Below are 17,263 nucleotides of genomic sequence, written 5' to 3'. Positions count from 1 at the left end.
TACCGGCTCACCTGGGTGGTGGACGCGGCGAACGTGATTGGCGCACGACCGGACGGGTGGTGGCGGGACCGCTCGGCTGCGGCCGACCGACTACACAGGGACATTCTCGTCTTGCTCGCCCGGACCGTTGGCCACCGCGATCGGGCCGATGGGCCGTCACGCGTCCTTCTTGTTCTGGAGGGTGCCGCCCGAGCGGGTGTACCGGCCGGCCCGAGCACACCGAAGTTCGTACCCCCCACGGTCGGTACGGGCGATATATCCACCGGACAGTCGGAAGGCCAGCCTCCGCTTGTGCCGCCGGAACTGAAGGGCCCGTTACCCGGAATGGCCGGCGAACCCCCACGACTCCTGGTGATCCACGCTCCCGCGGGCGGGGACGACGCCATCGTGGATGCCGTACGCACCACGGCGGGACCGACTCTGGTCGTCACATCGGATCGGGCACTGGGGGATCGTGTTCGCGCCTTGGGCGCGCGGGTTGCCGGCTCCCGGTGGCTTCGGGATCGCCTCGACGAGGTCACCGCACCGAATCGCGAAAAATAACTATGTCAGGAATCACACCTATCTGAGAGGGAACTCCGCCCCGCCGAGCGCGGCACTCCGGACGGATGGTGTCCGCCCGGCGCCGGGCGGCACAACTCCCGACAGACACAGAGCTCCCGACAGACACAGAGCTCCCGCCAGACGCGGAACTCCCGCCAGACACGGCTCCCGGGCGGTGGAGTCCTGCTGGAGATACGCCGCCGAACAGGGGAACCCCTCGGAGATACGTCTCCGAACGACGCGGCCCTCGGGAGATGGGCCCAACGGGCCGCCGGGCCCCGGCGGGCGGGGCCGGCCGGTCGTCGGCGGAACCTGCCGGGCCGCCCGCGCGAAGTGGACTCAGCCGGGACGGAAGCAACCCCGATCGGGGGGTGCCGGCGGACAACCTCGGAAAGCCGCCGCAAAGGCCACAGGGACGCTCTGAGGGCCGCTACTGGCCCGCAGACACGGCCGCGCCGGGGACCCTGGACGGCGCGGGCGCGGCTGAGTCTCGGGCAGCCGAGATCCCGCCGGTGGCGGATCCCGGCAGATCCGCCACCGATCACCGAGCCCTCCGGCGGTGGCGCGCGCCGGCACGGCATCCGGTGGCGGTCCTGACACCTCCGGCACGTTCCAGGTAAAGCGCGCGGGTTATATGCGGGCCGCGGCAGGTGCTGGTCGGCCCGTCGGGCGCCGAGCTGCCCCGACCCGCCCGACGCCGTTGGGCGCCGGCCACCCGCCCCGTCCGTGCCTCCAGCCCCTGCCAGCCAAGCCGTCCGCGACGTCCGGTATGCGCAGCTTCTATCTGATTTGACTGGTGCCTAACTGCTCCTCTGGAGAAGCGTGGCCGTTGAGTGAGTCCATGGACTCACTCAACGGCCACGCTTCGGCACGGCGGAGTCGAGGTCGGGGAGGGAGTGGTGGTTGGCCTGGCGTGAGCGCCCGTGTCGCACAGGGTCGACCTGTGTCGTGGTGCGCCGGGCCAGACACCGCCTTTGCGGATGACCGCGGCGCTGCCGATGGCGCCTACCGGCCCAGGCATCTCGCGGCCGTTCTTTCTCCGCGCCCGCCCGCCTGCCCGCCCGCGCCGGCACGGCGCCGGCGCCGAAACGCGCTCAGGCCCGTCTCGCGGACCGTTCCGGTCGGTCCTGCGGACCGTTCAGATCAGCTCTGAAGCGCTCGGGGTCAGCGCCGGGTCGGTCATCGTGGAGCGCTCAGGCCGGCGCCGGCGCCGGCGCCGGAGCCGGCGGGCGCGGCCGGGGGGCCGGAGCCGCCAGGCGGGCCGCGTACCGGCCCGCCGAGGACGTTATCTCCAGCGGAATCCCGAAACAGGCCGAGAGCCGTTCGGAGAGCATGACCTCCGCCACCGGCCCGGCGGCGAGTACCTGGCCACGGCGCAGCAGAAGCGCGTGCGTCACGCCGACCGGGATCTCCTCGACGTGATGGCTGACCAACACGGTGACCGGGGCGACCGGATCGGCTGCGAACCGGGTCAGCAGCCGCAGCAGGGCCTCCCGCGCGCCGAGGTCCAACCCGCCGGCCGGCTCGTCCAGCAGCAGGAGCTCGGGGTCGGTCATCAGCGCCCGGGCGATCTGGACCCGCTTGCGCTCCCCCTCCGACAGCGTGCCGAAGGTGCGCTCGACCAGGCCCCGGCAGCCGAACTGGCCGAGCAGGTCCGCGGCACGGCGCAGGTCGACGTCGTCATACGCCTCGTCGGCGCGGCCCAGCACGGACCAGCCGGCGGTGACGACGGCGTCGAGGACCCGCTCGTCGGGCGGCGGCGCGTCGGTGAGCACCGGACTGACGACGCCGACGCGGTAACGCAGGTCATGCAGGTTCACCCGGCCCAGGCGCGCGCCGAGAAGATCGGCCGTGCCGGCGGTGGGGAACAGGCGGGAGGAGGCGATCTGCAGCAGGGTGGTCTTGCCCGCGCCGTTCGGCCCGAGCACCACCCAGCGCTCGCCCTGGTTCACCACCCAGCTCACGTCCCGCAACAGGTCAACCCCGTCGCGCCTGACCGTGACCTTGTCGAGGCGCAGCACCGCGTCCGGCATGGCGCTCACGTTACGCGAGGCGCGGCCCCGGCCGGAGGCGGGTGGACCTGCCGGCGCGAACACACCACCGTGCCCCCACCGGAGCACACCCGCCGGGCACAGCTCCGCCGCCCGTTGGGCGACGATCCCTCTCAGGTCGTCCAGCCGGGCTGGACGTCAGACCCGGCTCGGGTCGATCTCCGCCCACACCAGCTTGCCGTCGCCGACGGGCCGCACGCCCCAGCGCAGCGCGAGCCGGCCGACCAGATCGAGCCCGCGGCCGGTCTCGTCGTCGGGACCGGCCCGGCGGCGACGGGGCATCCGGCCGCCCGCGTCGCCCACCTCGACCAGGATGCGCCGGGCACCATTACCTGCCGAACCGCTACCTGCCGAACCGCTACCTGCCGAACCGCCACCCACCGAGCCGCCGCCCGCCGCACCGGCACCCGCCGGGCTCGACGCCGCCATCCGCCGTACCCGGACCGACAGCGGGGTCCGCCCGTGCACCAGCGCGTTGCCGACGAGCTCGGAGAGCACGAGCACCACGGTGTCGATCACCGGCGGCTCTGTCAGGGCGTTCTCCAGCGCCACCCGCACCTGCGCGCGGACCTGGCTGAGCCCCACCGAGGGATCGGCGGAGACGTCCAGCGGCTCGGCCAGCGGGTCCGGCACGGGCAGCCGGGCCAGCAGCAGCGCGACGTCGTCGCCGGGCGGCGGGCCGCCCGCGCCGACCCGCGCCGCGCAGGCGGCCCGGGCCAGGTCGCCGAGCCGGCCGTCCCACTCCTCGGCCGGGCGGGCCAGGACGGCGGCCAGGTTCGAGACCCCGGCGTCGATGTCCAGCCCGCGCCCGCGCACGAGTCCGTCGGTGAACAGGGCCAGCAGCGAGCCGGGCCCGAGCGAGACGGTGTACTCGGTCATCGCGTCGCAGGCGAGGCCGAGCGGGGTCGCGGCCGCCATGTAGAGCCGGGAGACCAGGCCGTCCGGGGCGACCACCAGGGGCGGCGGGTGCCCGGCGCTGGCGAGGGTCAGCAGTCCGGTGTCGGTCTCCACGACGGCGTAGATGCAGGTGGCGATCAGGTCCTCGCCGAGGTCGGCGACGAGCCCGTCGAGTTGGATGAGGACCTCGGCCGGTGGCAGGTCCAGTCGGGCGCAGGTGCGCACGGCGCTGCGGAGCTGCCCCATGAGAGCGGCAGCGCGCACACCGCGTCCCATCACATCGCCGATGACCAGCGCCACCCGCCCGGCGCCGAGGTCGATGACGTCGAACCAGTCGCCGCCGACCTGGTCGTCCTCGCCCGCGGGCAGGTACCGGGTGGCCAGGTCGAGGCCCGCCGGGGCCAGGGTGCGCGGCAGCAGCGCCTTCTGGAGCGCCAGCGCGTCGCCACCGTCGCGGCCACCGGCCTCGGCGCGTTCCAGGGCGGACGCTGTGCGGGCCGCGACCTCGGTCAGGAAGGGCAGGTCGTCCGTGGTGAAGGCGGGGCGCTCACCGGCGGCGATCGCCGTCAGCACGCCGGCCGGGCGGCCCCGGAACGTGATCGGCACCGCCGCGGCGCTGTGCCCCCCGGCCTCCCGTACCCAGCGGGCCAGCTCGGGGGTCAGGGCGCCGTCCAGGAACGGGGCGTCGGGGCTGGCGGGCAGGAGCACGGGCGCGGCGCCGACGGCGACCGCGGCGAGCGGGCCCGCCCCCGGCAAAACAAGCGCGGGAGCACCGGGCGGCGCCGCGGCGGTGAGTCCGTCACGGGCCGCGAACACCGCCGGACGCGACCCCGGCAATCCGGGCCCGGGCGCTACGGACGTCTCGGTCTCGTCCGCGGGCGGCAGCAGGTGGATGACGCAGACGTCGGCGATCTCCCCGGCAACCGCCGCGGCCAGCGCCGACAGAGCACGCTCCGGGCTGGTGGCCGAGGCCACCGCCTCGCCCGCACGGGCGAGCTGCTCCAGCCTGCGCCGCGCGGCGCCCGCCGCCGACTGCTGGACGTCCGCCGCCGCCAGCGCCGCCGTCAGCTCGGCCTCGGCCTCGTCGCGGTCCCGCCGGCTGCGCGCGGTGTCGGCGGCCAGCCGCTCGAACAGGGTCGCGCGCTCGAGGGCCTGCGCGCACTGCTCGGCCATCGCCATCAGGAACGCCTGGTCGTCGGTGTCGAACTCGCGCGGCGAGGGGAACCCGAGGTGGAGGACGCCGAAGGGCACGTCGGTCGTCGCGAGCGGCAGCAGCGCCCAGGCGTGCTCCGGCCCCGACTCGACCGCGCCGAGCAGGTCGGCAACGGGCCAGCGCCCACCGAGCTCGTCGCGGCTGCGCAGGAACAGCGGCCGCCGGCCGCGGATGACCTCGGCGAGCGGGTGGATGGCGCCGAGCCCGACCTCCGACCAGCGCTCGGCGTACTGCGCCGAGGTGCCGACCAGGGAGCGGAACCGGAGCCGGTCGTCGCTCTCGTCGATCAGCGCCACGCCGCGGCCCACGGCGCGCGCGGCCCGCCCGCCGCTGTCGAGCACCGCCGCGACGACGTCGTCGACGGTCACCGCCCGGCCGAGGGCGGAGGTCAGCCTCCACGACTGCTCACGGCGCCAGGTTGCCTCGTCCGGCACGCCGTCCTGCGCGGGTCGCGGGTCGCGGGCGGAACGGGCCTCGGTGACGTCGGTCAGCACACCGATCCACTCGGCCTGCGGCCCGTCCACCACGGGCACCAGCCGGGCGGTGATCGTCCGATGTGTCCCGGTGACGTCCGGGACACCGAACTCGGCGTCGAACGGCTCGCGGCGCTCGATCGCGCCGTGCCAGGCCCGGGCGACCCGCTCGCGGTCATCGGGATGGATCGCGTCCAGCCAGCCGAAACCGGCGGCCTGCGCGCCGTTCTGGCCGGTGGCAGCGCGCCAGCGGGGCAGGTCGGTGTCGAGCGCGCCGTCCTCGCCGGCGTGGAAGACGTCCGCCGCGGTGGCCTCGCCCAGCGCCCGCTCCCGGCCGACGGCGCGGGCGTGGTCCCGCTCGGCGGTCTTCGCGCGGGTCGCGTCGAGGGCGACGAGGACCGCGCCGGCGCGGGCACCGAGCCGGTCGGTGGCCGGATACCAGCTCGCCGACCAGGTCTGGTTCGGCCCGGCGCCGCCGGTGGCGACTCCGATCTCGAGGTCGGTCACCGCCTCGCCCGTGCGCAGGACACGGGACAGCAGGCCGTCCATCTCCTGGCCGATCTCCCCGAGGAGCTCGGACATAGTGCGGCCCAGGTGCTCGGCGGCCGGGCGGCCGTTGAGCCGCGCGAGGACGTCGTTCACCCGGATGTAGCGGCCGCCGGCGTCGTACAGGGCGAGGCCGACGGGGGCCTGGTCGAACAGGGCCTCCCGCAGCGCCAGCCCGGCGAGATCCGCGCCCTCGGACGCCCCGCCACCGCCCGGGTGGGACGGCCCGGCCGGGACCGGCCCGTCGTGACCCGCCCCGGTGGCGCCGACTCCGCCCGGGCCGGCCCCGGGGCCGGGTTCGAGGGCCGGCGGCCCCCAGGGCGTACCAAAGTCAGACGACGCCGGCCCGTGCGGCGGTTGCCCGGGTGGGAAGCCGGGTGTGACCGCGAAACCGGGCCCGAAGTCGCCGGGGAAACCGCGCTCGCCACCGGGCGACGCGGACGCCACAGGCCCGGCCTGCCCGTGCGCGGACGGAACCTGCCCAGACGGCGCAGGCCCGCCCACCGGGGGCCCGGACAGCTCCTGTCCGGGCGGTTCCTGCCCGGCAGCGGCCTGCCCTGCAGGTGTGGACCCCGACGGCGGGAACTCGGACGACGGCGCGGCCACGGTCGGCGGCGGTGCCGGCGGAGCGGACTCCCCCGGCGGGGGCACCGGCGGCGCCGGCGTGTTCTCGCCCGCGGGCGGTGACACCGACGGCGGCGGCCCCGGGATCAGCCCGGCCAGCGGCACGATGTCCGGCGATGAACCGGCGGGAACGCCTGCGGCGGGTAGCTGTCCCACTCCCCCGGACCCGGCGGACGGCGGCTCGCCCGGCGGCGGCGAGCCGGGCGGGGGCGGCGGCAGGCCGATCGAGGACGCCAGCGCCGGCGCGTCGCCGTCCCCCACGAGGGGCTCCCATTCGGAGGGCGTCCCCCGCGGGCCGGCGGGCATCGCCCCGCCGGTGACGTCAGCGTAGGAAGGCCAGCCGACCGGCCCGCCGGCCCAGCTGTTCCCACCCGCCCACTCGGAACCGGGAGCGCCGAGCCCGCCCAGGCCACCAAGCGCACCCGGCCCGCCGACGTCCCCCGGCCCACCAAGACCACCCGGGCCGCCAAGACCACCCGGGCCACTCAGACCGCCGAGACCGTTGAGACCGCCGGAACCGTTGAGACCGTCGCGGCCGCCGGGACCCGTCGGGTCCGGACCACCCGTCCCGGACTGCCCGTCGCCAGTGGCGTCATGGGCCTGCACGTCAGGGCCGGCGGACGGCCGGCCGGCGGGCTGCGCGGAGTACGGCGTGGTCATGGCAGACGATTGTGGACGGTGGGGACACGTTGTGCCGAACCGGCCCGGGGCTCCGGCCTGGCCGGCAGGTCCGCGACGGGGCGCCAGAACCGGCGCGGACCGGCGTCCGCGCGAGGGGTTGGCGGTGCTAGGACGATGTCCGCGGACAGCACGCTCACCCGGTCCACCGAGACGATCACGGGCTCGAGTGTGAGGTGCTTCACCCCGCCGATGTCATCCACGAGGCGGGCCAGCCGCAGGAGCAGATCCTCGAGCGCGGCGACGTCCACCGGCTCGGCGCCGCGGTAGCCGAACAGCAGCGGCGCCGCGCGCACCGAGCGGACAAGGCGCGCGGCGTCGGCGTCGGTCAGCGGGAGGATGTGGTGCACCCGGTCACCCAGCAGCTCGGTGGCCGGGCCGGCCAGCCCGAACGACACCAGCGGGCCGAACCGGGGATGCTGCTCGGCTCCGGCGACCACCGCGACCCCGCCGGGGACCATTCGCTGCGCGACGATCGGCGCGCCCGGCCCGAGCCGCTCGGCCAGCGAGCGCCACGCGGCGTGCACGGCCGCCGGGTCGGGCAGGTCCAGGCGCTGCCCCCCGAGGTCCGGCCGGTGCCGGTACCCGTCGGACAGCGCCTTGAGCACCACGGGCCAGCCGAGCAGGGCGGCGGCCTCGACCGCCTCATCAGCGCTGCCGACGACCCGGCGGGGCACCACCTCGATGCCGTAGCAGGCCAGGAGCTCGCCGGCCGCGCCATCGGTGAGGCGGCCGGTCGTCCCCGCCACGAGCCGGCGGGCCTCCTCGGCCCGCACCTGGGTGGCCGGCACCGCCCCGGAGGGCAGGGCCCGCCAGTGGGCGTAGCCGACAGCCCGGCGCAGCGCCGCGACCGCACCCTCGGGCGAGGGATAGGCCGGTATCGCGCCGAGCTCCGGCGACGCCTCCGTGGCCCGCACGGTCGCCAGCAGGGGCACCCGCACCAGCGGCGCGGCGGCGGCGGCGCCGATTCCCGCGGCCACGCCGACTCCCGCGGCCGCGAGGCCGGGCAGCGACGACGGCAGCCGCACCGCGATCACGAGCAGGGCGTCCACCTCGGCCGAGGCCGAGACGAGAGCGTCGCGGAACGCCTCGGCGGTGCTGCCGACCGGCAGCAGCACCTCCCGCACCGCGAGCCCGGCCGCGTCGGCCGCCCGGGCGGTGAACCGCACCAGGGCCCGCGAGTCGCCGACCACGGCGACCCGGTTGCCCCCCGGCAGCGGCTGGTTGGCGAGCAGCAGCGCCACGTCCAGGCCCTGCGAGACCCGGTCGACGCCGATCACCCCGGCCTGGCGCAGCAGGGCCTCGTCCAGCGGGGTGCGCTCGGAGAGCACGACCACGATCGGGGTGTCGCGGCCGAGCCGGCGCGCCAGCCGGGCGAACTTGCGCGGGTTCCCGAAGGTCTCCAGGTGCATCAGCGCCACACCCGTGGACGGGTCCGCCTCCCAGTACTGCAGGAGATCATTGCCGCTGACGTCCGCGCGGTCGCCCGCGGAGACGAAGACCGAGAACCCCAGCCGACGGCCCGCGGCGGCCTCCAGCAGCGCCCCGCCGAGCGGCCCGGACTGCGAGTAGCAGCCGATGCGGCCGGCCGGCGGCATCCGCTCGACCAGCGAGGCGTTCAGCCCCACCGCCGGGTTCTGGATGCCGAGGCTGGCCGGGCCGACCACCCGCATACCGTTCGCGCGGGCGTCGGAGGCGAGCCGCGCGTCGGCGGCGTCGTCCCGCTGGTCGGTCACCACGACCAGACCGCGCACGCCGTGCCGGCCGCAGGCGGCGACGACCGCCGGGATCACCTCCGCGGACACGCAGAGCACCGCGAGGTCGACGGGCCGCGGCGTGTCCTCCACCGAGGCGTACGCCCGGACCGAGGCGACGGCGCCCTCCCCCGCCGCGGCGGCCGGGTTGACCGGGTACACCGGGCCGTCGAAGCCGCCGGCGAGCAGGTTGCGCAGGACGATGTTGCCCAGCGAGGAGCGGTCCCGGCCGGCGCCGACGACCGCGATGGCCCTGGGGTGCAGCAGTCGGTTCATCGACGCGGCCTCGGCCCGGTGCTCCCGGGCGCGCATGACGTCCACCGAGCGGGCCGTCGGCGCGATGTCGAACGACAGCCGGACCCCGCCGGACTCCCAGGTGCGCGCCACGGTGTAGCCGGCGTCGAGGAACACCCGGATCATCTGCTGGTTCTCGCTGAGGACGTCGGCGTCGAAGCGGCGCACCCCGCGCTCGGCCGCGGCCGCGGCCAGGTGCTCCAGCAGCACCGAGCCGAGCCCGCGGCCCTGCTGGGCGTCCTCGACGAGGAAGGCGACCTCCGCGTCGGGCGCCGGACGGCCATCGGCGCCCCCGCGGCTTCCGGCAGCGTCAGGGGTGCCGGGGGTGCCGGGGGTGCCGGGGGCGTTCGGTGGACCGGCCGCGTCGGCGGCAGAGCGGGGGCGGCCCTCCCAGTGCGCGAGGGCGACGATCTCGCCACTGATCAGCGCCACCAGGGCGCCGCGGACCCACTGATCGACGTTGGTCGTCCGGGCGATGTCCTCGTCGCTGAGCCCGCGCCGGACGTTGAAGTACCGGAAGTAGATCGTCCGCTGGGACAGCCGGGACCAGAACGGCCGCAGCAGCGCCCCGTCCGACGGCCGGATCGGACGGATGTGCGCCGTCCCGCCGTCCGACAGGATGACGTCGGCCTCCCAGTGGGCGGGGTAGTCGCGCGGCAGGCCAGGATCGGGGCCGGCGTTCACCGGTCCACGAGCGGGTCGAGCCCGTGCGGCGGGAGCACCGCGCTGCGGGTCTGCGCGACCGAGCGGTCCAGCGGGTCGTCGGGGTCGCCCTCGCCGGCGTCCCACGGGTGGTAGGCGGCCGGGGCGCCGTCGCCGAAGGTCGACGGCATCCCGGCGGCGCAGACCGAGTCGTGGCCCGTCGCCGCGCGGACCCGGGCCGGGGCCGCGGCGACCCACTCCTCGGGCAGCGCCCGGGCCGCGTCCAGCGGGGTGTGCGCGGCGATCGCGACGAGCTGCGTCCAGGCCCGCGGCACGACGGCGTCCAGGGCGTAGCCGCCGCCGCCGCAGGCCAGCCAGCGCCCGCCGCACACCTCGTGGGCCAGCTGGTGCAGCGCCTCGTAGGAGGCGCGCTGGCCGTCGAGGGAGAGCCGCAGGTCGGCCAGCGGGTCGAGCGCGTGCGTGTCGCACCCGTGCTGGGTGACCAGGACCTGCGGGCGGAACGCGCGCAGCATCACCGGGACCACCCCGGAGAACGCGCGCAGCCAGCCGGCGTCGCCCGTCCCGGGCGGCAGCGCAACGTTCACCGCCGTGCCCTCGGCGTCACCCGTGCCGACCTCCCGGGCGAAACCGGTGCCGGGGAACAGCGACCGCCCGCTCTGGTGCAGCGAGATCGTGAGCACCCGCGGATCGTCGTAGAAGGCCGCCTGGACGCCGTCGCCGTGGTGCACGTCGATGTCGACGTAGGCGACCCGGCTCGCGCCGGCGGACAGCAGCCAGGCGATCGCGACGGCCGGATCGTTGTAGACGCAGAACCCGCTGGCCGAGCCGCGCATCGCGTGGTGCAGGCCCCCGGCCAGCGACACCGCGTGCTGGTGGGTGCCCTTCCACACCGCCTCGGCGGCGGCGAGCGTCCCGCCGGTCACCAGCGCGGCGGCGGCGTGCATCCGGTCGAAGACCGGGTTGTCGGCGGTGCCCAGCCCGAAGCGGCCCGCCAGCAGCGACCCGGCCCGCGACCCCGACGACGCCACGCGCACCGCACTGAGATAGGCGGGGTCGTGGACGAGCTCGATCAGGTCGTCGCCGGCCATCCCCGCAGAGGCGACGGTGATCCCCGGGGCGTCGAGCAGGCCGACGGCGCCGGCGAGATCCATCGTCAGCGCGAGCCGCACCGGGTGCAGCGGATGGGTCGGGCCGAAGTCGTAGTCGAGCATCGCCCTGTCCCAGACGAGGAGGGCCTGCTCACCCGCTCCCGGCGCGGCCGGCGAGGTCTCGGTGTTCGCGGACGTGCTCACACGACGACGGTAGCTCCGCGCGACGCCCCGCACGACTGTCCTGACGACACCCGCTGTGGCCGGAACAACCGTCCCGGCCGCGTGAGCGGGGGCCGACGCCGGGCCGGCGCGCCGGCGACACTGTGGACGGACGTCCAACCCGGGACACATTAGGGTCAGATCACGTGGCCGCAGACGAAGGACCGAAACACGACGAACCACGCGATGGGCGGGACGGCGGTGCGGGCCCGAGCGGACCGGGTGGCCCCCCGCGTCGGGTCGGCGAGGGCACCGTGCTGTGGGAGCCCCCGCCGCGACGGGTTGCCGAGGCCTCGGTGACGAGGTACCGGGAGTGGCTGGCGGACGAACACCAGCTGCGCATCGCCGACTCCACCCGGCTACGACTGTGGGCCGAGGCCGAACCCGGCCGGTTCTGGGACTCGATCTGGGAGTTCTGCGCCGTCGAGGGTGACCGCGGCGACGGGCCGGCGCTGACCGGCGCGGCCGTGCCCGACGCCCGCTGGTTCCCGACGGCCCGGGTCAACTACGCGGAGAACGCGCTCACCCGGCACGGCCCGGCCCCGGCGATCATCGCTGTCCGGGAGGACGGCGCGACCGCGGTGGTGAGCTGGGACGAGCTGCGCCGGCAGGTGGCACGGGCCGCCGCCGGGCTGCGCCGGCTCGGGGTCAGGCCCGGCGACCGGGTCGGAGCGGTGCTGCCGAACACGGTGCACGCGGTGGTGGCGATGCTGGCGACGGCGAGCGTCGGGGCGGTGTGGGCGTCGTGCTCACCGGATCTCGAACCGGCCGCGCTCGCCGAGCGGTTCATCCAGATCACCCCGCGGGTGCTCATCGGCGTCGACGGGTACACCCGCGGCGGCCAGGGCTACGACGCGATCCCGCCGCTGGCCGACCTGGCCCGGCGCCTGCCCAACCTGGCGGCCACGGTGCTGGTGCCCTACCTGTCCGCCGACGCCTACCCGCGGGCGGCGAGCGCAGACCTGCCGGGCCTGCTCACCTGGGACGACCTGCTCGCCGCCGAGGCGGAGCCGGCCTTCACCCGGCTGCCGTTCGACGCGCCGCTGTGGATCCTGTTCGCCGACGAGATCGCCGGCCCGCCCAGGCCGGTCGTCCACGGGCACGGCGGGATCCTGCTGGAACACCTGAAGTCGCTGGTGCTGCACCTCGATCTCGGCCCGGACGACCGCTTCTGCTGGTACGGCACGACCAGCGGCATGATGTGGAACTACCAGGTCTCCGGGTTGCTCACCGGCGCGACGATCGTGCTCTACGACGGCAGCCCGAGCCACCCGGACGTGTCCATCCTGTGGCGGCTCGCCGAGGCGGTGGACGTCACCTGCCTGGGCGTCTCCGTGGCCCTCGTCGAGGCCTGCCGGCGGGTGGGGCTGGTGCCGGGCCGCGTCGCGGATCTCTCGCTGTTGCGCACGGTCGGTGCGTTCGGGGCCCCGTTCACCCCCGAGGCCGGTGCCTGGGTCTACGACACGGTGAGCCCGTCGGTGGCCTTCGTCGCCATGAGCGGCGGCACGGAGGTCTGCACCGCGCTGGTCACAGGGCTGCCGACCGACCCGGTGCGGGCCGGCGAGGCGGGCCGTGCGCTGGGGTGCGCGGTGGCCGTCGTGGACCCGTCCGGCCGGGAGGTGCCCGGTGGCGGTGCCGGGGAGCTGGTCGTCACCGCGCCGATGCCGTCGGCGCCCCTGTTCGTGTGGGGCGACCCGACCGGCTCGTGGCTGCTCCAGAAGCACCTGGCGAGGTTCCCGGGCTGGTGGTGGCAGGGCGAGCGCGCGCGGATGACGCAGGCCGGCGGGATCGCCGTCGACGGTCCGCTGGACGCCCTCGCCGCGCCCACCGGCGCACGCACCGCCGGCGCATAGGCAGGGCAGCGCAGGGACGCGCAGGCGGACGGCACAGGCAGGCAAAGGGAAAAGCCGGATCCTCGCCCTCAGGCGAAGATCCGGCCTCCGACCACCCCTGCCGGAGCGGGACCGTATGGCCCACACCCCGGGCGGTCATGGGTGCCGGCCCGCGATGCCGGCGCCCACACGACGACCTCGTCCCAGACGCCGGCTCCTCAGTCGAGGAACTCGCGCAGCCTTCCGGCCACGGCCGGCTTGCGCAGCTCCCGCAGCGTGTCCCGTTCGATCTGGCGGATGCGCTCACGGGTGAGCCCGAGCCGGTTGCCGACCTCGGCGAGGGTGTGCTGCTTCCCGTCGGCGAGCCCGAAACGCAGCCGCATGACCTCGCGCTCACGAGGGTTCAGCGCACCGAGGACGTTGTCGATCTCGTCCTGCATGGCGCCGTAGGAGGCGGCGTCGGCGGGCGACGTCGCGTCCGAGTCCTCGATGAAGTCGCCGAGCACGGAGTCGCCGTCGTCACCGACGGACGTCTCCAGGCTGACCGTGTCCTGCGCGTAGCGGCGCAGTTCGACGACCTGCTCGATCGGCATGTCCAGCTCGAGCGCGAGCTCCTCGTCCGTCGGCTCGCGGCCGAGGGTCGAGACAAGCTGGCGCTGCAGCCGGGTGATCTTGTTGATCTGCTCGACCACGTGCACCGGGATACGGATCGTGCGGGCCTGGTCGGCCAGCGCGCGGCCGATCGCCTGCCGGATCCACCAGGTGGCGTAGGTGGAGAACTTGTAGCCCTTCGCGTAGTCGAACTTCTCGACCGCGCGGATCAGACCCAGGTTCCCCTCCTGGACGAGGTCCAGCAGCGTCATACCCCGGCCGCTGTACTTCTTGGCGACCGACACCACCAGGCGCAGGTTGGCCGAGACCAGCTGCTGCTTGGCAGCCTGGCCGTCGGTGACCAGCACGCCGAGATCCCGGCGCAGGTCGTCGGCCAGGTCCTGGTCGGTGTCGAGCTTGTGCTCGGCGAACAGGCCCGCCTCGACGCGCTTGGAGAGCTCGACCTCCTGAGCGGCGTTGAGCAGCGGGACCTTGCCGATCTCCCGCAGGTACATGCGGACGAGGTCGGCGGTGCCGGCGTGGTCGGCGACCGTGCGGCCGGCGGCCGGAGCGCCGGGGGTGACGCGCTCCTCTTCCTCTTCTTCGACGAGGTCGATCCCGGCGGCACCCAGGCGGGAGATCAGCGCGGGCAGCAGCTCGACGCCGATGTCGGCGGCCTCGAGAGCCTCACGGAGCTCGGAACGGCTGAGCTCGCCGGTCTCGCGGCCACGCGCGATGAGTTCCGCGACGGCGGAGACATCGAGCTCGTCGAGCTCGTCGGGGACCGCGGCCAGCGTGCGGCTTGGAGTGTTACGGACAGGAGAAGCGGAGCGACGGGTACGCCGCGGGCGCGGGCGTGACTCGTCGGTGCGCTCGGCTAGTTCCAGGGCAGGCAGCGTCATCAGTGGCAGATCCGATGGTCGGTGCGGGTGGGTCGTCTAGTTGCTTGCACGAGAGGTAACGACTGAACAGACGCAACCATTCCCCGTGAAGGCACAGCCGGACGTCAGCGATCGCCGGGCCTACTGGGAAGTGTAGACCCCTGCCATCGGGCCGCTGAACCCGCTGTCGCGAAGACTACCTGGCAGATCGTGTGCTGTGGCGGGAACGAGCAACTATCTCGACGACGCGCGACGTTCACCCTCGACTATCGGTGACCTTTCACAACGGAGAGTGGTTGCCGTGACACCTTAGGGAGCGCAATCCAGAGATCGGCGTCACCTTCACCGTGTTCGCGCGAGGGTACGGCGCCTCGCACGGTCACGCGACGGACTCCTTCCTCGACCCGGCCGGACGGCGCGGGGACGAATCGGATTACCGGCAGACCACGGCACTACCCGGTGGGCGCCCCTTCACGCACCCCCATGTGGTCCGGTTCGCCGATGTGGCGCGGGCCACGAGAAGCGATGGCCCGTTGACGGGCGAGCCCGACTCGCCCACGGACCGGCGCGGCGGCGGCACACCCCGCGGCGAACGCGCGACGCACACCGACCGCACCACCCCTCGCACCATCTGCGCACACCGCGCGGCCCACGCCGAGCACCGCGCCCGTAACACCGGTCACGCCAGCCCCGACGCACACCCCGCTCGCCACCGAACGGGATTTCCTCCCGTGGCCGGCAAGCCCTCCCGGAGCCGCCCGCCACGCGGCCGACCGGCAGCGAAGATCTTTTCGCCAGCCGACCAATAATTACCCTACGTAGCGAACCGCGGATCGCCCCGGAACGACGCGAAGAAGTTCGGGACGTGCGTGGCGGGCCGGGCCCGACAGCCGCCGGCGGCCCGGACATGCCCTCCGAACCGGACTTTTTCCTGCGCCGCCGGCCCGGAAACCGCGCGGAGCACCAGCTCGGTAACCCCACGGCAACGGCATCCCGTTAGCCGGGCCACACCGGGCACCCCCACCAGGCGAGTACGCCGCGTGACCGCTACTCTCTCACGATGTCGGTCTCCCCGATGCCCGCGCCAGCCACATCCAGCTCCAACCCACCCGCCGCCACGCCCAGCACCGCGACCGGCGCCGCGCCCGCGACCGTGCCCGACAGCACGACCACCGCGGCGCCGCGGAGGACACAAGCGGACCATCCGGGCGTACCACCGTCAGTGGTGGGCACGGGCACCAACCGGCCACCCTCGGACCACGCGGCGGTCGCCTCGCCGGTCGCCCCCGCCGCACGCACCGGGAGCGCCGACCCGGCCGGCACCACCGATGTGAGCCCCATCACTGCCGGCGCCGGCGGTCCCGGTACCCACACCAACGGGCACGGCGGACCCGGCGCGGCCGTCGCACCGGTCGCACCCGACACAGTCGTCGCATCCGGCACAGTCGTCGCACCCGACACAGCGGTGGACGCCCGCGCGGGCGCCGCGTCGGGCGGGGCGATCTCGCCGCCGGCCGCGGAAATCCCCCTGTCGGCGGACATCGCCGCGGTGCGCGAGACGGCAGTGGCGGTGCTGCGCGCCAACGACCTTGGTGACATCACCCGGCCGTCGCCGACGCTCTACCCGCACCAGTGGCTGTGGGACAGCTGCTTCATCGCCATCGGCCTGCGCCACCTCGACCCGGCGCGTGCCGCCGCCGAGCTGCTCTCGCTGCTGCGCGGCCAGTGGCCCGGCGGCATGATCCCGCACGTGATCTTCGCCGAGACGACCGACTACTACCACGCGGGTCCGCAGCGCTGGCGCTGCGACCGGGTCTGCACGACCGCCGGCGGGGTCCAGTCGACCGGCGTCACCCAGCCGCCGATGATCGCCGAGGCGGCCGTGCGGGTGGGCCAGGCGATGAGCAGGGAGGACCGGGCCGACTTCTACCGGCGGCTCGCACCGGGCCTGGTGCGCTTCCACGAGTGGCTCTACCGCGAGCGCGACCCCGACGACACCGGCCTGGTGACGCTGGTCCACTCCTGGGAATCCGGGATGGACAACACCCCCACCTGGATGGAGATGACCAAGCCGGTCGCTCCCCGGGCGGTGCGCGCGCTGCGCCGGATCAACGGCGACGACGCGCTCGACGCCCTGCGCCGCGACTCCAAGGAGGTGCCACCGGACGAGCGGCTGACCTCGGCGGACCTGTTCACGCTCTACCGGATCGTCCGCGAGCTGCGCCGCAGCCGGTACGACTTCCGGACGATCCGCTCCACCTTCGTCCCGCTCGTGCAGGACGTGGCCTTCAACGCGATCCTGGCCCGGGCCAACGAGCATCTCGAGACGATCGCGGCCGAGGCCGGGGTGCGCATCCCGCGCTGGCTGTCCCGTTCGATGCGCCGGACCCGCTCGGCCCTTAACGAGCTGTGCTCGGACGGTGTCTACTACAGCCGGAACTTCCGCACCGGCGAGCTGCTGCGCCACCACACCATCGCCGGCTTCCTGCCGCTGTACGCGGGCGTGGTGCCGGAGTCCCAGGTGGACGACATGGTGGACACGCTCATGTCACCGCGGTACTGGGCCCAGTACGGCATCGCCAGCGTGCCGACCGACGACCCCGCCTTCCTGCCTCGCTGCTACTGGCAGGGCCCGGTGTGGGTCAACATGAACTGGCTGATCGCGGACGGCCTGGACCGCTACGGCCGGACCGAGGCCGCCGCCGCGATCCGCCGCAACACCCTCGACGTGATCGTGTCGTCGGGATCGATGTACGAGTACTACTCACCGCTCGACGGTTCCGGCGCCGGCAGCAACCGCTTCTCCTGGACGGCCGCCCTGCTGGTGGACATGCTCGACAACGGCGCCCGCCCGACCTCCCGGGCCCAGGCGGCCATCCCCACCACCCGCACCCCCGCCTGACGGACGGAACC

Annotated in this window: 7 protein-coding genes; 2 read left to right on the top strand and 5 right to left on the bottom strand. The window is 74.8% G+C overall.

Features of this window, described 5'->3' with window-relative positions; translation table 11 throughout:
* Positions 1-1,736 precede the first annotated feature (1,736 nt).
* The 4 genes from E0504_RS38605 to E0504_RS38590 form a co-directional block, all read right to left on the bottom strand.
* A complete protein-coding gene (locus E0504_RS38605; protein WP_131626849.1) occupies positions 1,737-2,576 on the bottom strand; it encodes an ABC transporter ATP-binding protein in 840 nt (279 codons plus the stop codon).
* A gap of 156 nt (positions 2,577-2,732) precedes the next feature.
* A complete protein-coding gene (locus E0504_RS38600) occupies positions 2,733-7,007 on the bottom strand; it encodes a SpoIIE family protein phosphatase (RefSeq protein ID WP_131626848.1) in 4,275 nt (1,424 codons plus the stop codon).
* Positions 7,004-9,757, bottom strand: a complete 2,754-nt coding sequence (locus E0504_RS38595) for a bifunctional GNAT family N-acetyltransferase/acetate--CoA ligase family protein (RefSeq protein WP_131626847.1) — start codon at positions 9,755-9,757, stop codon at positions 7,004-7,006. Before E0504_RS38595 ends, E0504_RS38600 begins: the two co-directional genes overlap by 4 nt.
* On the bottom strand, positions 9,754-11,028 hold the full coding sequence (locus E0504_RS38590) for an acetoin utilization protein AcuC (RefSeq protein ID WP_243657812.1): 1,275 nt from the start codon (positions 11,026-11,028) through the stop codon (positions 9,754-9,756). The genes E0504_RS38595 and E0504_RS38590 overlap by 4 nt, the downstream gene beginning before the upstream one ends.
* Before the next feature lie 272 nt (positions 11,029-11,300).
* Here E0504_RS38590 and E0504_RS38585 point away from each other — a divergent pair, with 272 nt between their 5' ends.
* Complete coding sequence (locus E0504_RS38585) at positions 11,301-12,899, top strand: acetoacetate--CoA ligase (RefSeq protein ID WP_071061375.1); 1,599 nt, start codon at positions 11,301-11,303, stop codon at positions 12,897-12,899.
* A gap of 197 nt (positions 12,900-13,096) precedes the next feature.
* Here the strand turns inward: E0504_RS38585 and E0504_RS38580 are convergent, their stop codons facing one another.
* Positions 13,097-14,371: a sigma-70 family RNA polymerase sigma factor gene (locus E0504_RS38580; protein WP_083390840.1), complete on the bottom strand. Its 1,275-nt coding sequence runs from the start codon at positions 14,369-14,371 to the stop codon at positions 13,097-13,099.
* A gap of 1,480 nt (positions 14,372-15,851) precedes the next feature.
* On the opposite strand from E0504_RS38580, the gene E0504_RS38575 reads away from it, so the two are divergent.
* Positions 15,852-17,252: an amylo-alpha-1,6-glucosidase gene (locus E0504_RS38575; RefSeq protein WP_373693986.1), complete on the top strand. Its 1,401-nt coding sequence runs from the start codon at positions 15,852-15,854 to the stop codon at positions 17,250-17,252.
* Positions 17,253-17,263 lie beyond the last annotated feature (11 nt).

Source organism: Parafrankia sp. BMG5.11 (assembly GCF_004337455.1).
Note: the sequence above shows the minus strand (reverse complement) of the source record. Positions and strands in the feature narration are given on the sequence as shown.